Source organism: Streptomyces sp. NPDC054765 (assembly GCF_053612065.1).
Genome location: NZ_JBSHBP010000001.1, coordinates 1 through 18,520 on the forward strand (window position 1 = coordinate 1; position 18,520 = coordinate 18,520).

21 protein-coding genes and 2 pseudogenes are annotated in these 18,520 nt (G+C 68.2%); 6 read left to right on the forward strand and 17 right to left on the reverse strand.

Annotated elements, in window-relative coordinates:
- The first annotated feature begins 282 nt into the window (after positions 1-282).
- The 6 genes and pseudogenes from ACWGJY_RS00005 to ACWGJY_RS00030 all read left to right on the forward strand — a co-directional run bounded on the left by ACWGJY_RS00005 (position 283) and on the right by ACWGJY_RS00030 (position 4,387).
- A pseudogene (locus ACWGJY_RS00005) lies at positions 283-484 on the forward strand (cold-shock protein).
- A gap of 75 nt (positions 485-559) precedes the next feature.
- Positions 560-846, forward strand: a pseudogene (locus tag ACWGJY_RS00010) (hypothetical protein); the annotation flags it as partial.
- A gap of 181 nt (positions 847-1,027) precedes the next feature.
- Positions 1,028-1,198, forward strand: a complete 171-nt coding sequence (locus ACWGJY_RS00015; protein WP_453258770.1) for a helix-turn-helix domain-containing protein — start codon at positions 1,028-1,030, stop codon at positions 1,196-1,198.
- Positions 1,199-1,861: 663 nt separating this feature from the next.
- Positions 1,862-2,925 (forward strand): IS630 family transposase gene (locus tag ACWGJY_RS00020; RefSeq protein WP_453258493.1). Its coding sequence is split into 2 segments (ribosomal slippage): positions 1,862-2,309 and positions 2,309-2,925, totalling 1,065 coding nucleotides; the frame shifts between segments, so codons are not numbered across the junction.
- 170 nt (positions 2,926-3,095) lie between these two features.
- Positions 3,096-3,440 (forward strand): effector-associated constant component EACC1, encoded by a 345-nt coding sequence (locus ACWGJY_RS00025; RefSeq protein WP_453258494.1) that lies wholly within the window; start codon positions 3,096-3,098, stop codon positions 3,438-3,440.
- The gene (locus ACWGJY_RS00030; RefSeq protein WP_453258495.1) at positions 3,440-4,387 is read left to right on the forward strand and encodes a caspase family protein; all 948 of its coding nucleotides are present in this window, start codon (positions 3,440-3,442) and stop codon (positions 4,385-4,387) included. Before ACWGJY_RS00025 ends, ACWGJY_RS00030 begins: the two co-directional genes overlap by 1 nt.
- 465 nt (positions 4,388-4,852) lie before the next feature.
- Here the strand turns inward: ACWGJY_RS00030 and ACWGJY_RS00035 are convergent, their stop codons facing one another.
- The 17 genes from ACWGJY_RS00035 to bet form a co-directional block, all read right to left on the reverse strand.
- Positions 4,853-5,437, reverse strand: a complete 585-nt coding sequence (locus ACWGJY_RS00035; RefSeq protein WP_453258496.1) for a DUF6349 family protein — start codon at positions 5,435-5,437, stop codon at positions 4,853-4,855.
- 56 nt (positions 5,438-5,493) lie between these two features.
- Positions 5,494-7,137: a DUF4192 family protein gene (locus ACWGJY_RS00040; protein ID WP_453258497.1), complete on the reverse strand. Its 1,644-nt coding sequence runs from the start codon at positions 7,135-7,137 to the stop codon at positions 5,494-5,496.
- Positions 7,134-7,730 carry a hypothetical protein gene (locus ACWGJY_RS00045; RefSeq protein WP_453258498.1) on the reverse strand — a complete coding sequence of 199 codons (597 nt, stop codon included), beginning with the start codon at positions 7,728-7,730 and terminating at the stop codon, positions 7,134-7,136. The genes ACWGJY_RS00040 and ACWGJY_RS00045 overlap by 4 nt, the downstream gene beginning before the upstream one ends.
- Entirely contained in the window at positions 7,727-8,743 is a 1,017-nt protein-coding gene (locus ACWGJY_RS00050) for an N-6 DNA methylase (protein WP_453258499.1), read from the reverse strand. The genes ACWGJY_RS00045 and ACWGJY_RS00050 overlap by 4 nt, the downstream gene beginning before the upstream one ends.
- Positions 8,744-8,824: 81 nt before the next feature.
- Positions 8,825-9,124 carry a hypothetical protein gene (locus ACWGJY_RS00055; protein ID WP_453258500.1) on the reverse strand — a complete coding sequence of 100 codons (300 nt, stop codon included), beginning with the start codon at positions 9,122-9,124 and terminating at the stop codon, positions 8,825-8,827.
- 63 nt (positions 9,125-9,187) lie between these two features.
- Positions 9,188-9,832: a hypothetical protein gene (locus ACWGJY_RS00060; protein ID WP_453258501.1), complete on the reverse strand. Its 645-nt coding sequence runs from the start codon at positions 9,830-9,832 to the stop codon at positions 9,188-9,190.
- Positions 9,833-10,384: 552 nt separating this feature from the next.
- Positions 10,385-11,011 carry a hypothetical protein gene (locus tag ACWGJY_RS00065; protein ID WP_453258502.1) on the reverse strand — a complete coding sequence of 209 codons (627 nt, stop codon included), beginning with the start codon at positions 11,009-11,011 and terminating at the stop codon, positions 10,385-10,387.
- On the reverse strand, positions 11,008-11,745 hold the full coding sequence (locus ACWGJY_RS00070; RefSeq protein ID WP_453258503.1) for a phosphoadenosine phosphosulfate reductase domain-containing protein: 738 nt from the start codon (positions 11,743-11,745) through the stop codon (positions 11,008-11,010). Before ACWGJY_RS00070 ends, ACWGJY_RS00065 begins: the two co-directional genes overlap by 4 nt.
- Entirely contained in the window at positions 11,742-12,269 is a 528-nt protein-coding gene (locus ACWGJY_RS00075) for a hypothetical protein (protein WP_453258504.1), read from the reverse strand. The genes ACWGJY_RS00070 and ACWGJY_RS00075 overlap by 4 nt, the downstream gene beginning before the upstream one ends.
- 71 nt (positions 12,270-12,340) lie before the next feature.
- Entirely contained in the window at positions 12,341-12,673 is a 333-nt protein-coding gene (locus ACWGJY_RS00080) for an HU family DNA-binding protein (protein WP_453258505.1), read from the reverse strand.
- Between the two features lie 145 nt (positions 12,674-12,818).
- Positions 12,819-13,274, reverse strand: a complete 456-nt coding sequence (locus ACWGJY_RS00085) for a hypothetical protein (RefSeq protein ID WP_453258506.1) — start codon at positions 13,272-13,274, stop codon at positions 12,819-12,821.
- A 22-nt stretch (positions 13,275-13,296) separates the two neighbouring features.
- On the reverse strand, positions 13,297-14,028 hold the full coding sequence (locus tag ACWGJY_RS00090; RefSeq protein WP_453258507.1) for a hypothetical protein: 732 nt from the start codon (positions 14,026-14,028) through the stop codon (positions 13,297-13,299).
- 214 nt (positions 14,029-14,242) lie between these two features.
- Positions 14,243-14,857 (reverse strand): hypothetical protein, encoded by a 615-nt coding sequence (locus ACWGJY_RS00095; protein ID WP_453258508.1) that lies wholly within the window; start codon positions 14,855-14,857, stop codon positions 14,243-14,245.
- An 89-nt stretch (positions 14,858-14,946) separates the two neighbouring features.
- Complete coding sequence (locus ACWGJY_RS00100) at positions 14,947-15,225, reverse strand: hypothetical protein (protein WP_453258509.1); 279 nt, start codon at positions 15,223-15,225, stop codon at positions 14,947-14,949.
- 100 nt (positions 15,226-15,325) lie between these two features.
- On the reverse strand, positions 15,326-16,240 hold the full coding sequence (locus ACWGJY_RS00105; RefSeq protein ID WP_453258510.1) for a hypothetical protein: 915 nt from the start codon (positions 16,238-16,240) through the stop codon (positions 15,326-15,328).
- A gap of 87 nt (positions 16,241-16,327) precedes the next feature.
- Entirely contained in the window at positions 16,328-17,461 is a 1,134-nt protein-coding gene (locus tag ACWGJY_RS00110) for a PD-(D/E)XK nuclease family protein (RefSeq protein ID WP_453258511.1), read from the reverse strand.
- A gap of 62 nt (positions 17,462-17,523) precedes the next feature.
- Entirely contained in the window at positions 17,524-18,510 is a 987-nt protein-coding gene (gene bet, locus ACWGJY_RS00115; RefSeq protein ID WP_453258512.1) for a phage recombination protein Bet, read from the reverse strand.
- Positions 18,511-18,520 lie beyond the last annotated feature (10 nt).

An 18,520-nucleotide genomic window follows, 5' to 3' on the forward strand; every position in this document is an offset into this window, starting at 1 on the left:
CAGCAGCCTCGGCTACCGCAGTCCCGCCGAATATGAGACCGCACTCGCAGCCTGACCACCACACCAATGGTGTCCGTCAAAGCGGAACAAGCTCAGTGGCGCATGGGTCGCTTCCTGTGGTGACAGGTTGTGCGGACGTTTAGCGTCTGCGTCAGCTGTCATGGTTCGGAAGTTCCCCTTCGCCCACGTCTTCGGCGTGGGCATTCTGCTGTGCTGTGCCGCCGGAACCAGGGGCGATCACCTCTGTCGTGGGAGGCGTTCATCTACTGGAAGGCATGAGACATGGCTACGGGATCTGTGAAGTGGCTCAACGCGGAGAGGGCTTCGGCTTCATCGCCCAGGACGGCGGCGGCCCTGACGTGTTCGCCCACTTCTCGAACATCGCCGCCCAGGGCTTCCGTGAGCTGCTCGAAGGGCAGAAGGTCGCCTTCGACATCGCGCCGGTCAGAAGGGCCCGACGGCCGAGAACATCGTTCTCGCCTGACGCTGACGCGCACTTTGTAGCTGGGTCCCGCATCCCTCGGGGTGCGGGGCCCAGCTGCGGGCATTTCCCGCAGTGATGCCACCTGTGGGACAACGCCGCCCGCAGCCCCTTACCCCCCCCGCTTTCGGCTCCGGCGCCCGTTCGGGACGGGGCGGCCGCTTCGGCTCGCCCGCCCCGAGCCGTTCAGGGGGTCCGAGCCGCTCTGGCGGCCACGGCCACGGCCGGCGGCCGCAGCGGTCCAGGGCGAGTTCGCCCTGCCGGAAACGATCACTCCCGCGCTGCCCGCGGTCGAGGCGTTCGCGGACCTCGACATGCCCGAGCAGTTGCTGGCCGCGCTCACTACGCAGGGCGTGAGCGTCCCGGAAGTCGACCCGTACTCTCGCGCGGATTCCGCATGGCGCTTGGCCCAGTTGCTGACGGCGGAGCGGCTGACGCCGACGAGGTCGCCTCCAGCGGCGAGGCTGATCAGTTCGTCTTCTCGGCTGGCGCGGGAGTCGACGCAGCCGATGAAGCAGTTGCTGCGCCGCCAAGGAGGCCCGGGGACTGCCGACCGGACGCCCGGCGAAGCTGAACGCCACCGACCGGGCCGGGGCCGCCCAGCGGATCAAGGACGGCGCGATCCCCGAGCAGGTCGCCGCCGAACTCTGCGTCAGCCGCTCCACGCTGTACCGAGAGCTACGCAAGCACCGCGAGAGCACCAGCCACAAAGACTGATCAGTGATCCGGGCCGCATCCCTGGTGGTCAGCGATATCGGTTGTTTTCGCAGCGAGTACTACGGGGACCCCGAAGTGGCCGATGAGCGGCCCCGAAAGCGCAAAAATGTCCGAGATGTGAGCAATCCCCACTTCAAAGTTTCCAGGGCGTTCCCATTGCATGCCTGAAGGCCTTCCAAACAGGTTCCCTGGAAGGCCTTCAGTGTGCTGACCTGCAGCTTTGTGGTGCCCCCGGCAGGATTCGAACCTGCGACACCCGCTTTAGGAGCATGATCATAGGCTTACTCGTCTTTCCTTGTCCGGCTTCACGCTTCCCTGTTTTTGCAGGTCAACGGCCTGATGTGGAGAGACTGGAGCAGAGTCTTTCGCGATCCTTCCTGGGCTTTCTCCGTCCTTCTGTTCCCATCACGTTCCCAACTGAGGGTCTGGGAACAGGTCGTGCAGAGCCAGCTGCGAGGTCTGCGGAGGTCAACCAGCCAGTCGCGTTTCGGTGAGCACCGCAGATGCTTTGGGGAGGATCGGCCCCTCGCTCCCTTGGCCCGGGAGTTGAGCCGTTGGCCGTTTTCGCAGGCCAGCCGCGTGGCTACAGGCTACTGAACTTGATTGGGTGATGTCGGGTCAGTTCACCTGACGACGGCCGGTCGGCCTGGTAGCTCTGTGTGCGTGAGATACGCACAGGGCGGCGGGTTGACCGACACCGGCAGGGCCGCGCGGGAGCGGATCCGGCTTCAGGCCGTGGAAGCCTTCAAGTACGGGGAGAGGAACAAGGACGTCGCTGCCGCGTTGCGGGTGAGCGAGCGGTCGGTGGAGCGGTGGCGTCGGCAGTGGCGCGAGCGGGGCGAGAGTGGCGTCCTGTCGAAGGGTTCACCTGGGCGTCCACGGCTTGGTGAGTCTCAGATTGCCCGGCTTGAGCGGGAGCTGGAGCGTGGCCCGCTGTCTCACGGCTGGGCGGACCAGCGGTGGACGCTGGCGCGGATCAAGACGCTGATCGGCCGGCTCTTCCGCGTCTCCTACACCGTGGAGGGCACCTGGCAGCTGCTGAAACGGCACGGCTGGTCGTGGCAGCAGCCCGCGCGGCGGGCGATCGAGCGCGACGACGGGGCCGTGGAGCTGTGGAAGAAGGAGGTCTGGCCGCGGGTAAGACCACCGCGGCGGCGTGCGACGGCTGGATCGTCTTCGAGGACGAGGCTGGGCAGTCGATGACGCCGCCGCGCGCCAGAACCTGGGGCCGTGTGGGCCGGACGCCGGTGGTACGGGTGCGGGGCAGGGGCTCGGGACGGGTGTCGATGGCGGGTATGACCTGCTACAAACCGGGTGAACGATCCCGGATGTTCTATGCGGTCCGCGAGTACAACGGGCGCAAGGACCAGCCGAAGGGCTTCGGTTGGCGTGACTTCCGTGACCTGCTCGTCCGGGCCCGCGCCCAGCTCGGCGGCCCGATCGTGCTGGTCTGGGACAACGTCCGTATCCACCTGACGGCCCCGTTGCGGGAGTTCATCGCCGCGAACGCCGACTGGCTCACCGTCTTCCAGCTGCCCTCGTACGCACCAGACCTGAACCCGCAGGAAGGCATCTGGTCGGTGGTCAAGCGCGACATCGGCAACCTTGCCGCAGCCGACCTGAGCCAGATTACCAGGGCCGTGAAGTGCAGGCTCAAGCAGATCCAGTACCGCCCTGACCTGGTCGACGGCTGCCTCGCCGGAACTGGCCTGGTCATTGACGGCTGACCGGCATCACGAGTTCAAGGTCAATAGCACGGATAAGTGCCGCCCGCAGGAGAACACCTCGACGATGACGAGCGACTCGAACTCTTGGATAGAACCAGCCCGTTTGCCGCGCGGCACTGATCGTATGTCTCTATCGTGGGTGGGTCACGAGAGACGCGACGGGGGGTGTCATGCGGGTTCAGGTCAGCATCGAAACGGACGATAGTGGTACGACGCTTTTCGACCTGTACGGCTGGTTCCGGCAGGACGGCGAGCTGCGGCGGCATGCCGAGGTGCGGCTTCTGTCACCCCGGCGAACCGGCGGCTTCATGGGGGCCGTCGAGGTTATTGAGCTGGTCGTCGGCCAGGGCATCGCGGTAGCCAACCTCGCGATGGCTTATGCCACTTGGCGCCAAGGACGCGCCACGGCAGGGGCTATCACGATCACGGTCGGCGAGGTATCGGTCACGGTGAAGGACGGTTCGGAGGAATCGATACGCCGGATCGTGGAACTCCTGCAGTCGGAGAACGACTAATGGATCTTCCCGATCCCACGAGGTCTCGTGCGGTCCTGATCGGGGTGGACCGCTACCGTCACCTGGCGGACCTGCCTGCGGTGGGTAACAACGTCCGACAGCTCGCAGCCTTGTTAAAGGACCCCCGCCTGTGGGGTCTGCCCCCACAGCACTGTGTGGTGCTGCATAACCCGCCGTCCGCCGACACCGTGCTGGACGCCGTGCACGAGGCGGCGGCTGAGGCGGCGGACGCCCTCGTGGTGTACTTCGCAGGCCACGGACTACTGTCTCCCGACACCGACCTGCTGCTCGCTCTGCCAGAGTCCAACCACGAGCGGCTCTACCGGACCGTCCCCTACCACCTGCTCCGCCATGAACTGGTCGACACGTGCACGGCCCCCAGCCGTGTGGTCGTACTGGACTGCTGCTACAGCGGACGTGCACTGGAGGGCCACATGGGCCCATCGGTCGAAGTGGCGGAACGCGCCGGCGTAGAGGGTACGTACGTGATGACCGCGTCATCCGAGACCAAGCTGGCCTGGTCCCCGGAGGGTGAGGAGTTCACGGCCTTCTCGGGCGAACTGCTGAAGGCCATGACCGATGGGGTACCCGATGCGCCGGACCCACTGGAGATGGGCGCCCTGTTCCGGCATGTCCGTGGGGAACTAGTCGCGAAGGGCCGCCCAGTGCCGCAGCAGCGAGCCCGTAACGCCGGGCACAGTATCGCGCTGACCCGGAATCGCTGGTGGGCGGCACCGATGCTGGCTCAGACCCAGGTAGCCGCCGTGGAGCAGCACGCGGAGGAGCAGGGGCCGATGCCAGCCCGAACTCGGCAAGTTTCGATCAGGTCTGAGCCTTCCGCACCAGGGCAGCAACGTCGGATGGGGGCAAGCGATGTGGTCGAGCTGTGCGTGGTACTTGCGGTGATGCTCGTCATCGCCTTCATAGTGCTGTCGGCTTTGGCATGACCACGACGCTCTACTGGTGAGATCGGCACTGACGCAGACCCGCCCGAGGGCCTTGGTGGCCGCCACAGTGGTGCCGGTGCCACCAAGGGGGTCGAGGGCGATCCCGAGCGGCGGAGCGTAGCCGAGGACGAGCTGCCGGGGCTGGGCCGTGCAGGCAGACGGGCTGATCGGCAGTTCAGGCCCGTGACACATGAGGGTCGGCGAAGGTTCGCAGGTGTTTCGATCGACACACCTGCCGACCGCCAGACGCCCGCCCGCGAGAACGGCCATCGCGACGGACCGCCCACGGTCGTCGACGACGCGGCCGCCTACGCCCGCAGTCTGAGGGCAACCGTGTACCTGCCCCCGAGATCCCTCCGTACGCTCGTCACCTTGTCCGTCAGAGCAAACCAGCACCACCGGTCGCTGCACCGACATCACGAATTCAAGCTCAGTAGCTCGTCGTTGCTCCCTTCGGAACCGGTCTCACGCTGCCTCGCTCAGGTCGTAGTCCAGAGGCAGCGTCTCGGTGATCGCCGTTTGGTGCTCTGTCTTCGGAGGCTGTACGGCGAGGCCGTAGCCGCCTCCTGGCGCGGCTCCGGGTAGGTGCCGTTTCTCGATCCCCGTACGGATGGTTCGTATCGGGCCGCCGTTGTCGAACCAGTTCTCGGGGTAGATGCGGGTGGCGTGGGTAAGCCAGTGCCGGCCTCGGCATTCGGGGAGTGCGGGCAGGTCTCGCCAGCTGGGGTGGGTGTGGCCGTGGGCGTCTTCGACGGCTTGGTCCGTGCGGCGTCGGTCTGGGCCTTCCCAGGTGCAGCCGAGGCAGGCGCCGCGATGGACGTACGGCCACGTCTCGCCGGAGTCGTCGGGGGCGGGGCGGTCCCATCGGCGCCCGAGGACGGTGGGCTGGTGATCGGCGGTGGGTTCGGGTGGGGTGCTCTGGCTGAATCCGGGGTGGCCCCAGTCGATGTGCCAGACCGGGCGGCTGTCCTGGGTCTTGTCCCAGAACTGCGGTAGGTAGGCGGTGTGTCGGGCGACGGCGCCGCGGGCTTCGTCAGGGGTGATGGGCATGGGGTGGTTCTCCGGAGCGGGGTGGCCCCGGCGGGCTGCCGGGGCCACCGTGATGGTCAGGGGGTGTCAAGATCCGCTCGGCTCGCGTGGAATCGCGCGGCTTCCTCGCGGAACATCGCGAGGATCGGGGCCGGATCGCACTTGGTGCGGATGCCGGTGAGCAGCAACTCGGCGAGCCCGTAGCCAGGGTCGATGTCGAGGGCGTCCGTGAGGGCGTGGCTTGCTGTGACGGTGTCGCCCTGACGCCAGACGACCCAGGCGAGGAGGGTGAGGAGCGGCGGGGCTTTGTCGGTGTGCGGCGGCACGCAGTGTCGGGCGAGGTAGCCCCAGAGCTGCCGTTCGTAGGTGAGGTCGTTCTCCGCGCCGGTGGACAGTGCGGCGTCCCGGGTCTGGCGGTCTTGCAGGCCGAGGATGATGCGGGCGGCGACCTCGTCCATGAGCTGAGGTCGGCCGTCGCGGAAGTCGGTTAGAGCTCCGCCGATGATGTCGATGGTGCCGTGGCGGGCGAGGAGTTGTCCGTCGTCGGTGAGGATCTGGACGAGGTGGTTGGCGGTGGCTGCGTCGAGGGTTTCGCGGTAGCGCGCGGCGTTGGTGTCGGTGGGGCGGTACTCGCTGGCGACTCGGTCGCCCTGCTGGAGGTGCGCTATGCGCTCGGCTCGGCCTTCGTGGGCGGCGGCGAGGAGTTCTCGGGGGTCTTCGCCGTCGATCGTGCCGAGGTGTATTCCGGTGGCCAGGTCGTAGTCGGGGTCGGTGGTGATGGCGTCGCGCAGGGCGAGTCGGGCTGCGATGAGGTCGCCTTGGCGCCAGGCGACGAAGGCGAACAGCGTCAGGATGGGGACGGCTTCGTGCGTGAACGGTTCGGCGCAGTGCCGGGCGAGGTACGCCCAGAGGCGTCGGGCGTGGGGGAGGTCGTCGTCCTCGGCGTGGGTCATGCCGGCCTCCACGGCTCCGTCGTCTTGCAGACCGACGATGAGTTGTGTGGTCAGGTCTCGGTCGAGGGCGGTCGCGCCCGCGCGGAACTGGCTCATGGCGTCGTCGATCTGGTCGCAGGTCATCGTGAGTGTCGCGTCGCGTCCGGCGTTGGTTGCGCACTGCGCGTTGAAGCGGGAGGCGGCGGCGTGGAGGTCCTTGAGGAAGTCGGGGTCGGCCGTGGCCTGGAATTGTTTGATGATGTCGCGGGTGCGGGGGCCCGGCGTGCGGCCGAGGCGGGTCATCTGTGCGACGACGCTGGTCGGGTCGTCGGGGGACGGGAGTGGTTCGCCCTCGCAGCACCCGTCGATGTTGCACTCGTACGCCCACCACCGGTTCGCGACGAGTCCGATGGTTTGGAGGACGTCGGCCCGATGCTCTATGAGCTCGTCGGTGAGCCAGGTAGCGAGGGGGGCGAGGGTTGCGGCGGTTTCCGCGGGGCTCTGGCCGGGGCGCGGTTCGCGGCACAGGTAGATGATGATGCCCTGGTCGGGGTTGTGCCCGTGGGTGTGGGCGTAGGCCACGAATCGGCGGGCGGCGGTCTTGGCTTCGGCCTGCCACTCGGCGGTGTCCTTGGGCAGGGGGCATGTCATGGTCGGCCCGTCGTGGAAGTTGGGGCCGGGGGCGTGGAAGGCGATGCTGTCGTCGGGGTAGTGGTCGAGGAGGTACGGCAGGATCTGGGCGAGGTTGCCCAGGCTGGTGACGTTGATCGTCTTGTTGGGTGTGGTCATTTCTCGGTTCCCTTCTTCTTCGTGGTGGCGCGGCGTGGGTTGGCTGGAGCGGTTGTCTTTTCGGGTTCGGTCTCGGGCTGGGGCTCGGGCCGGACCGTGGTGGTGGGCACGCGCTTGGGCTTGTTCGTGAGTGCGGGGATCAGCTGGTGGCGCACGACTGCGTCGAGAAGCCCGCGGGTGTACTGGGGGTGGCGGGTGGTGACGGTGGCGTGCCAGGAGCGGCCGGGCTGGAGGCGGGCGTCGTTTGCGGCCTGGGCGTCGGCTTTCTCCTCGGCGGTGCCGGCGGGGAGCTGCGGCAGGTCGGGGCCTGCGGTGATCCAGGTCTGGATGATGGTGGTGCTGGGTTGGAGGCGCAGCCCGATGCGGTGGCCTTCGGGGTGGGTGTAGTGGGTGGTGCGCTCTGGGGTGTCGGTGTCCTCTTTGAACCAGGGCGGTTCCAGGTGGGATGCGATCTGGCTCAGGGGCTGTTCGAGGCGGTGCTCTTCGGTCCGGCCGGAGGCTTCGGTCCCGTGCTTGTGCGAAGGCTTTTGGGAGCGGCCAGCGCGTCGGGTGGGGGTTTGTGCGCGAGGGATGAGGGGTTGTTCTTCGGTCATGCGGGGGCTTTCTCTTTGGGGGTGCTGATCTGGTCGAGCAGGCGCTTGGCATTGCGGGTGGCGGTGATGGTGGTGGCCGCGTCCAGGGCGGTGTCGCGCTGTTTGAAGGCGTCCCGGGCTTCGGCGAGGGTCTTGGCGTAGTCGTCCTCGGGGGCGAGGGAGTCGGCGCAGCCGATGGAGCACTTGGGGCCGAGGTCCCAGATGATGGCGTTGACGGCGGCGCAGGCGGCGGCGAGGGAGTCGATGTCGTTGCCGTACCAGGTGTAGTCGTGTGGGTCGAGCTGGAGGTCGCGCAGGCACTGGGCGACGGAGCGGAGCATGCCGCCGGAGCCGACGGCGGGTTCGTGAATGGACTTGGTTGGTCCGCCGTAGTCCTTGTCCACGAGCATTCGGGCCATCAGGTCTGAGACATACGCCGGCGTGTGGTATTCGCCGCGCCACTTCTTGTCGCTCTTGTGCCGCAGGCCGGTCAGCAGGGGGCTGAGGACGTCGGACTCGGAGCGCATGTAGGGGTCGTCGTGGCCGGTGAGGTCCAACAGGCCCGTGTTGATGGCCCGGTGGGTGACGGCGTGGACGGCGCGGAGCTGCTGGGGGTCGGGGTCGGGGTTCCAGGCCCAGTCGTGCAGGCGTATGGCGCGGTCGATCAGGTCGGGCCGATTGATCCAGTGGCCGAGGTAGATCTCCTTGAAGAACTGCGGGAGTTCGTGCGGCTGGAGGTTGAGTATCCGGTCAGCCAGGCCGGGTGGATTGCGCAGGAGCGCGAGAGCGGCGACGGTGCCCAGGGGGATGTCGATGCTGCTGCCGCCGAAGGACTGGTACCAGGCTTCGATGACGTTCTCGGCGATCTTGCGGGCGTGCTCGTGCGGGTCGCGGGGTGCGAGGTACTTCCGAGCGGTGACCTTGGGGCGGTTGGTGGCCTTCGATTTGGGCGGCTTCTTCTTCGCCCAGGACGGGGCCGGCCGTGCGGTGGCGGGTGCGGTCGTGCGTGGCAGGTACGGGGCGTCGTCGGACACAGGCTTCCTTTCTGCGCGCATGGGGCCGCCCCGGTGCGCGGTGCGCAGCCGGGGCGGCGGAGTGGTGCTGTGGGTGCTGGATCAGCCGGGGTGGCTCATGGCCTGGTGGTGGCCGAGGATGATGCGCACCTCGACGGCGCAGGCGGCTTCGTGGTGTCCGGTGATCCGCAGGCCGGAGGTCAGGAACATCAGAGCGAGATCGTCAGTGTCCGTGCTTGCGGCTACCTCTTCGAAGGTGAGGTGGTGCAGTGCGGGAGCACGGTCGTACCTGCTGCGGAGGGTCTTCTCGATCTCGCAGAGGACGTCGGCGGTCTGCTCTTCACTGAGACCGAGGAGGGCGGCCCAGCTGGTCAACGTGGTGTCGTCTACCGGGAACTTCACGGTGGGTGGCCTTTCAGAGTCGGCCGTTCCCGGCCCGCCGGTGGCGGGCCGGGAACGGGGTGGTCAGGAGGGGAAGGGGTTGTCCCGGTAGTCGGGGTGGCAGGCAGCCCACCGGCCCCCGTACACGTCTTCGGTGATGACGCCCCATCCGGCCCAGCGCATGACGGCGAGGTAGCCGAGTCGACCGCCGGCGAAGCCGCGCCGGTGCTCGGCGTCGGGGTCGGGCTGGATGAAGACCCAGCCGGGTAGTTCGTCTTCGCAGGGGGGCATGACCCCAAAGCCAGCGTTGAGTTCGTGCGTGCCGTCGGTGTGAATGGGCGGCAGGTCGGCGGCCTGAAGGATACGAATGGCGTGTTGCACGTGGGCGTGGTCGTGGAATTGAGGCAGGGTGCCGTCGCCTGGGCGGATCACGGGGTGGTGGAGAGTGGCGCCTACGCTGGCCTTGTAGATGTTCATGAGCAGGTGGGCGTCCTCGATGCGGCCTGCGAAGCGCATGGCGAGGTTGCCGACGATGGCGACGGTGTGCCGGTTGGTGACGATCAGGCGCCGGAACTGCTCGGTGGTCATATCGCCGTAGCAGACGGCTTGTACCGCGACGTTCGTGCGGGCGGCGATGCGCAGGGCGCGGGCGACGTGATCTGGATCGACGCCGAGTTGATCGGAGAGGAGTTTCACTCCTCGGCCGTAGGTCATGGTGATGATCTCCAAGAGACTCTTGCGCGTATGGGTGCGCCCCCGGCGGTGGGCCGGGGGCGCGGGTGTGAACCTGGTGCTTGCTGGTGGTCAGCGTCGGCGGCGTCCGCCGCATCCGGCGTGTCCGCCGCCGCCGCAGAAGCCGCCGGGCTTGTTGCACTCACACGGGCAGGGCTTCATTTCCTCCTCCGTTCCGTCCGGCATTTCCGGACTTATAACCTATATCTTAATAGCAAACACCGCGAATTCAAGGTTTACCCATTTTGAATTCCAATTAATTCAGAGGATTTAATTCGAAATTCGCGGGCGGAGAGGCGCCCTGCCGCCCCGGAATCGCTCCCCCATGGCTGCACCCCCGACTGCGAGCCGGGGGCGCAGGGTCTTCACCACTCGCTACGTGGCACCAATCACGCAACTCGCACGTGGCGCCTGCGCAGCAACCGCAGCGATTTGCTGCACATGTCTTAATGGCATGCCTCCACAGCCGGAATGGAACACAGGCCGCTCGTGGCGTCTTCTCATTCGCGAGGATCCGCTCCCTGAATGGGTTTATTGGATTCGTCCGGCCTAATTGGCTGCGGCTGGGATGAGGTCCGGCCACCGCACCGCCTCCAGGGCCCGGCGGTGGGTGTCCGGCACTGGCACCGTGGGGTAGCCGAGCCAGTCCAGTCCCATTGCCGCCAGCACCGTGGCGTCCGCCTGGTCGTAGCGGCCAGGCCCCTCGCACTCCACGCCGTACCGCTCCACGGCGACGCTGCGCACCATCCCCTTGGCCACCCTGGACCGCTCCTTGCGCGGCCAGTCTTGGGCCGGGTTGGCGCGGCCGGTGGCGTAGATCGTGCGATGGTGCGGGTTCGCCACGGCGTACGGGATGCGGTGGCGCCACAGATTCTGGGTCACCAGCCACCACAGCCCGGCCAGTTCGTGGTGACCGGCCTGACCGCCCTGGGCGTAGGCCGCCCCTTCGACCACCACCAGGTCGACTTCCTCGACGCCGACGCGGATGTGCTCGCACAGCCAGTTCATCCGCTCATGGCTGCGGCGCCTGCCCGGTCGCAGGGTCTTCGCCCAGTTCGCGCCTGCCACGCCCGTGGAGGTCAAGGAGAGGTCCAGACCGATGACGCGCGGCTGCCAATCCCCGTGCCCCTGGACCGTGGGCAGGGTGACCGGGGCACTCTGGAGCAGTGCCGTCATGACGCGCCTCCGGTTCGCCGGATGACCTCGGCCATGGGCAGGTCACGGCGGAAGGGCGCGCCCATCTCCGCCTCCAGATCGGCGTATTCCTGGGCCAGTTCAGGGCGCAGACTGGCCGCGCAGGTCAGATCGGGGATGGAGGCCAGCACGCACAGGCTGCACGACAGGCGGGACATGCCGGCGTCGTACGCCCAGTGGTAGGGCAGGCCGCTTTCGCGGATGCGCTCCCACACCTCCGCGGTGCTCCAGCGCAGCACCGGGTACCACAGGGTCACCGTGCGGCGTCCGCTGCTCGCGCGCTGGTCGATCTCGACGGCGGGCTTGCCCGCGCGTGCCCGGGATTCTTCTGCTCGCAGGCCCATGACGAGGACGATCCGCGCAGGGCGTCCGGTGATGCCGAGGTCTGCGACCTGCTCGGTGATGAACTTCCTTGTAACGCCCCGCTTCTCAGCGGTGCAGAACCGGTTGAAGAGGTTGGGGAACTGCCCTCGGGCTTTGATGCGGTGCAGCAGCGACGGCCACCTCGCGGGGCTGCGCACCTCGAAGGGAAGGCCGTAGTGTTCGGCCTGCCGCCGGGCGAGGTCGAGCGTTCCGGGCCACTCCACCGAGTGCCCGCGGGGGGTGAGGCCCAGGTCGATGTGGAGGACCACGATGCGGTCGGCTGAAGCCAGGTCGGGCACCGGGTCGGGACCGTGCGCGTCCTGGGTGGTGATCAGTTCGAGCTGACGGCTCACTGCTTCACCTCCGCCACGGCGGTGAGGTGTTTGGTGATGAGCCGGTCGGCTTCGGTCATTGCCTCGGCTTTGTGTGCGGCGATCCACTCGCCGAAGCTGCCGTCCGGGCCCCATAGGTACCAGCCGGTGTCGTGGTAACCGTCCTTCGTGTTCTTCTTGCGGTAGCCCAGCTCCCACCAGCCTTCACGCCATCGCCACAGCCGCCGTGGTCCGGCGTCGGGCATCCATCCCGCACGCTCGGCCAGCGCCTGGAAGCGGGCCAGGTCGGTGCGCAGCATCGCAATGACGCGGGCGGCCCAGGGGTCGAGCGGTGAGGAGGGTTGGGCGCCCGCGCTTTGTTGCGGGCGGACGGCGCAGGGCTGTTCGGGGGCTGCGGCCGGGCGGATGCGTTCGGCGGCCAGTTCCTCGCGTGCCTGGTCGCGCTGGCGGGCGACGCGCCGCAGGACTGTCGCTGCGCCGGAGGCTCCGCGTCCTTCCAGCCATTGGGCGGTGGCTTCTATCTCGGTTCCGACAGGGTGGTTCATCTGTGGTCCTTTGTGGACAGGGGTCGCCCCGGGACGGCCCGGGACAGCCAGGGGCGGCTCGCCGTGCGTGACTACGGGCGGGGTGTCTTGGGTGCTTTGCGGATGCAGTTGCCGGACTCGGGCATGGCCGTGCGTCCCGCGGCTAGGTCCTTGAACCGCGCGCCGGCGCGGAAGTGCGGGACCCGGGTAGCGGGCACCTGGATCTCGTCGCCGGTCTGCGGATTGCGCGCCGTGTGGGCCGGGCGATCATGAGGCACGAGGGAGCCGAAGCCAGTGACGGAGACGGGGTCACCCGCGACGACGGCGCGCACCATGACGTCGAGGACGGTCTCCACGGCTTCCTTCGGCGTGAGGCTGCGGCCGCCCTTGTCGGCGACGGCCTTGATGAGCTGGGCCTTGTTCACAGGATTTCCCTTCACTTGGTGAGGAGGAATGGGCAGTTGGGGAGCGGCAGCGGGCCGGGAGGGGCGTGCGCGCCACTCAGCGGGGAGGGCATGGAGGCCGAAGCCCGGTTCGCCATCGGGGCCGGTGCTGTCAGGCGCGATGCCCTCACCTGTCTCGATTCTTGTAGCCGTTTTCATTAATGTCACCTATCTCAAGTTGGCGGTCGGCCCGCTTGCGCTCGCGTCGGTGGGCCTGGGCGATCCGCGCGGCTTCCCGGCACAGGGCGCAGGCCCGTTCTCCGCGCCGGTTGTGGGCGCGGGCTCCGGCCTCGGTGCCGTGGTGGATGTACGAGCCGCCCTCTGCCAGTTCGTCAGGGTGCGCGGTCTTGCACGCGGCGCGGATCTGCCCGTTGAACCACAGCCGTCCGCCGCAGATGCCGTCGAATCGGCTATGCCGTGGCAGGACCAGGGTGACGCACTGCGATCGGAACGGGCAGTCCTGGCAGACCTTCAACAGCGTCTGCATCAGTGGCTTCCTGAGTGAGTCCGCGGTCGCGTCGTTGGGGGTGAAGCGCAGGTCCCCGGCGCACGGCGCATCGCGGACCCACCAGGTGCCGCTCATCGATGCTTTCCGGTGTCGGCGGCTACGGGGTCGGAGGCAGCGGCATCCGGCGCACGTGGCCGCTGATGCTGCTGCTGCCGTAGGGGTGCGCGTAGGTGCTGCCGACGGGCATCAGGTGGCGGTCGGCGAGGTCAGGCAGCGCGAACATCTGGGCGACGAGCGCGGTGAGCAGGTCGTCGCACCGCTCGTTCCAGCGGCGCCGGGTAGTGCGGTTGTCCGAGCCGTCCTCGGCGACGCCTTCGATGACCTCGATGATCCGGCCGCCCGCACTGCGGCCGTCGACGACGATGGCGGTGGCCTCGGGGTGGTGCTCGCGCACGAGCTCGGCGATGCGGGCGGCGCGGTCGGGCGGAGGCAACTCCAGGATCCAGTCATTGCCTTCGCTGGCCGAGTTCCGCCGGGTGCGTGCCCAGGCCGGGGAGTTGTAGGGGGCCAGGGCCTCTTGCAGGTCGTTGCCGATCTTCTCGCCGTGCTCGGCCAGGGGGTGGTCCTGGTCGCTCTCGTTCCACAGCCACGGGCAGGCGCCCAGCGGGCTGGACTGCTCGCCGAGCACCCCGTACAGGGACAGGGTCCGCGAGCTGCTGTAGTAGGCGAAGTTGATGTACACCGCCTCCGGGCACAGGGCCCGGATTAGTGCGGCCGTCTCGTCGAGGACGGCCAGGGCGTACGCCTTCTCCGCCCGCGTGCGCTGGGTATCGGCTTCCTCGCGCTGCTGCTTGAGGATGGCCAGGAGGTCCGATGTTGCGTCGGTCATGGTGCGGATTCCTGTCTTCGAGGTATGGGCTGCCCGGCCCGTGTCGGGCCGGGCAGCCGAGGGATCAGGGCTGGTCGGGGGCGCGTAGCTCGCGGTGGTGGTGGCTGTCCTCGATCCCGAGGGCGATGAACGCCGCGAGTTGGAGGAGGCCAGCAATCAGCAGCCAGATCACCGCTCCGCGCCCCTGGTGGGGCGCGGAGCGCGGTGCGGTCGGTCAGTCATCGCTGCGTGTGACCTGGACGGTGGTGACGTGACCGTCCCTCTCATAGCGAGCCAGCGGGTACCCGTCCTCCTCCGGCCGTTCCCAGACGTGCTGGTAGCCCTCTGAGGCGACCAGCAGCCGCGACCACTCGAAGAAGCGGGCGACGGCTGCCCCCGGCGTCTCGCTGCCGGCGGCCTGGTAGTGGTTCATGCCGGAGGGGGACGTGTAGGTGGCCGAGACGACCAGCCGATTCATGGGCTTGGGGGCGTCCAGCTCATCGATGCGGCCGAACAGCGGGATGAGGCTGTTGCGGTGGTGGCTCTGCGCGCCTTCAGGTGTCGAGTCGTACAGGACCGTGTGCCGTGCGTTGTCCTCAATGTCCAGCCTCAGCACGCTCCAGCCGGTCACCTCGTTCGGGTCGAGGGGCAAGGCGCGCACGGAGGCGATGATCAGTTCTGTGCCGTCGCCGAGGTCGGCGTGGATGCGGTTCTCTCCACCGGCAATCTCGATGTCGGTGGGCCAGCCGTTGTGGCGCAGGGGGGCGATGACGTGGCGGTAGCTGTGGAAGAGCTTGAGCCACAGCGGGTGGGTGGTGTTGTTGTGGTCGGGCAGTGCTGCGATGGTCACTTCTGTTCTCCAAGAGGGGTGTTGCGGGGCGGGAGCCCCCTGGCTGGGGCTCCCGCATTTCAAGCAGGTCGCCTATCTCCTACGCGTTTTCAGCCGTTGCTGGCCAGCTCGTGTACGGAGAGGATCTGCACTGCCCACATGCGGCCGCGAGGGCTGACGACGACGCCGACGGGGCGGCCCATGTGGCTGGCGAGGTAGCTCACGCCCTGCTCCTCGATGCCGAGAGCCACTGCGAGGTCGCGCACCTCCTGGGTGGCGCACTCGATGGAGCAGAACGGTCCGCCGCCGAGGACGGGCTCAGCCGCCGGACCGAGGAGGGCTTCGGCCATGACGACGTAGCCGACGGGGCCGAGGGTCAGAGTATGCACTGAATTCTCCAAGAGGTTGGAGTTCGAAGGGGTTTCGAACTTGTACCTATATCTTATTCGCATACACCGGGGCGTCAATGTTTGCGATCTTTGAAATCACCTACGGGGCACCGGAGTTGGGTGTGTGTGAGCGGCCCATGCGGGCCAGCTCCTTCGTTCGCTGGCGGGCCATCGCCAGGGCCTGGGGGTCCGTGTCCGCAACACGGCGCTCCTGTTCGGCGAAGAACTCCCTCAGCCACTGCTGCTGTGATGAGTGCTCGCTGGCCGCAGCATCGCGCCTCACCTGCTCGCGACCGGCACGCGGGTTGGTTCCGCACCCCCGGCAGTTGCCGACCGGCTGCCGGTGCCGCTCACAGCCGCTCGGCGGCTTGTCCTCGCCAGCCCTGGCAGGCTCCCCCGCAGCGCCAGCTGTGGGGGTAGGGGGGTAAGGAAGGAATGAGGAATGAGAAGGAAAAGAAGGGGTTTCCGTGGGGGAACCCTCTCGGTTCCCCTGGGGGAACCTGCCAGGTTCCCGTGGGGAAACCCTCTCCTCCTCACTCCCAGGGTTCCCCTCGGGCAACCCTCCCTCCAGCGGCGCCTCGGACGCGGCGCGTGCCTCCTCCCGCGCGGCCACATCACCTTGGGTGCGAGCAGCCGACGACGGTTTGCGGCGCCTGACCTGCCGGGCCAGCCGAGGGTTCTTCGGAGCACGCTGCGCCACACGGCGCCGCTCGATCAGCTCCTCCGTCGACGGGATGGGAGGCACACCGTGCGGGAACACCTTGTACTCAGCGCGGCGGCCGACGCGACCGACTTCCACCCTCTCGACGAGGCCGAGCCCCACCAGCTCGGTGACGACCGTGATGACCTGCTTCTCGCCCACGCTGGCCCAGGCCATCATGCGCTCCAGCCCCGGACGGGCCAGGAGTGTCTGGTCGTCGGCGGAGTCCGCGATCTTCATCAGGACCATCTTTTGCGTCGTGTTGATCACCTCCTTGGGTAGATAGGCCGCCGCCAACATCAAATGGATGCTCACCCGCACCTCTCCATGTCACATCCGGTTCAGGCCGCACTGGGGTAGAGGCAGGACCAACGGCGGCTCTGCCCCTACCGGGGTGCGGGGTCAGGGCTTCTTGCGCAGGGTGACGTTGATGCTCACCGACGTGCGCCTGTCCGGGGCGAGCCGTACGGGCACGGGGATGTCCGCCACCTTGAGCTGCGCCTTCATCGCCGCCACGTCGGGAGCCATCGGCACGGGCAGGCCGGCCCGCTCGTAGAGCGCCACCATGGCGTCCACGTCATCGACCTTGGTCGGGTTGCCGCCGCTCCACGAGAGCACGTTGTCGCCGTAGACGCCCGACTCGGAGCCGTCGAGCTTGGCTCGCAAGACCTTGTGCCGCTCCTTGAGCGGCTTCATCTGCTCGGAGACTTCGACGTACTCGGCCAGCGCCTGCTCACGATCCGCGTCGTCGTGGATCAGGATGCTCTGCGGGCGCCGTCCGGCGACTTCTGGTCCCCAGCAGGCCGTCTTGAAGGGGCAGTTGTCGCACACGGCGGACAGCCCCGGCCCCTGGAAAGTGCGCGGCAGATCCTCCGGGGTCTCGGCGGAGCGCACCTGCTGGACCCACCAGCGTGCCCCTCGTGCTCGTTCGGCGCTGTGGGCCATCTCCTGTATGTGGTCGTCGCCGTTGTCGCGGTTGATGAACCGGAACCGGATGCGGCCGACCGAAACGGGGCCGAGGCGGGCGAGCTGCCGCTGTCCCTCGATGTCGGCGAACCCCTCGCTGCGCAGCAGGTCCGCGTATAGCAGCGCCTGGCGGATCTCCGCCTCGGTGGCCCCGTACCGCAGGACGTTGTCCCACTGGTAGGTGCTCTTGGTCTTCACGTCCTCCACGGTCGTCTCGTCGGCCGGAAGGCTCGGGCGCAGGCGCTTGGGCAGCTTGGCCGCGGTGTGGCCGTCGAGCTGCACCGCGTCGATGTGGCCGCGAATCGTCTCGTCCTCCACGCGACGTTCGATGATCCAGCCGAACTCCTCGCGGGCGGCTGCGAGTATCCCGGCGTGCAGCCAGGTGCCGAGGATCGCCTTGCGCTTCTCGCCGCCGTCGGTCGGCGTCCGACCATGCAACAGGTACCCGGCGCGGCGAGCGCACACGGTGTCGCTCGCACCGATCTTCGTCTGCAGCGAGCGGGGTCGCCGCGCGTCGGCTGCATGGGCTGCGGGCCACAGGCTGACGGGGCGTTCATCTATGAGAGTCATGTCATCTCCAAGAAGGCGGTGCCGCCCGCCCCGCGGGCGGGACGGCACCGGTGCGGGCGGGGTCAGGAAGCGGCGCGGGGCTTGGCCGAAGGGGCGCGCTTGCGGGGGGTGGCTGGCTTGCGCGCGGGTGGCTGCTCGTCGGCCTCCGTCGCCTCTTCCGGCTCCGGCTTCGCCTTCGACCGCGCGGACTTGGCGGCCCTCTTGGGTGCGTGCTTCTCCTCGTCCTGGTGCTTGCGGTCGTCAGGGGTCCCGTGGGCTGCGCCGTCGTCGTTGTCCTCGTCGTCGTTCTCCAGGCCCGCCGCAGCCCGCAGACGCTGGGTGGCCTCCTTGGCGACGCCTGCCACGACCTCGGCGTCGGCTTGCGCCATCTCCTCTTCGACGTACATGCCAGACAGGTCCTGCGGGGCGGCCATCCTCAGCGCGCCGGCCTCGGCGCACTTCCGCAACATGTGGGCGGGCATCGTGCGCCACATCTTCGCTATGACGTACTGGTTGGTCTTCGCGTCCCAGTAGGTCGGGGCGAACTCGCCCCAGCGTGCGATGAAGGGGAAGCGGCTGGTGCCCCGGAGCACAGTGACCTTGACGGCGGTCGGCGGGCTGGGGGCGAACCAGACCTCGTGCGCCGTGCCCTCGGCGTCGTAGTAGACGGTGTCCTCGTAGCTGACGCATTCGCCGGTCCGCTCTGCCGCACGGTGTGCGATGGTGCGAAAGCCGTCGATGCCGGTCTGGATGGTCCAGTTGACCGGATTCTCTTCCCGGTCATCCCCCCGCTTCTTGCGGCCGATCATGTAGATCTGCCGCGCGAAGGGGTCGAGGCCGCTGCGCACGCAGTAGTGGAAGAACACGGCCAGCTGGGCGCGGGGAGCCGCCTGAAGGCCGGGGCTGATCAGGGCCAGTGCAGCCACCTGCCGCGCGTCGAACTCCTCCTGGTCGGCGCGCAGCACGATCGCGCTTGCAGCGGCGGAGAGGGGCGGGAAAGCCTCAGCGGCAGGGACGGCGGGCGCCGTCGCCCCGGCGTCGTCGGCCGGTTGTTTGTCCTGGTGGTTCACGAGTGGTTAC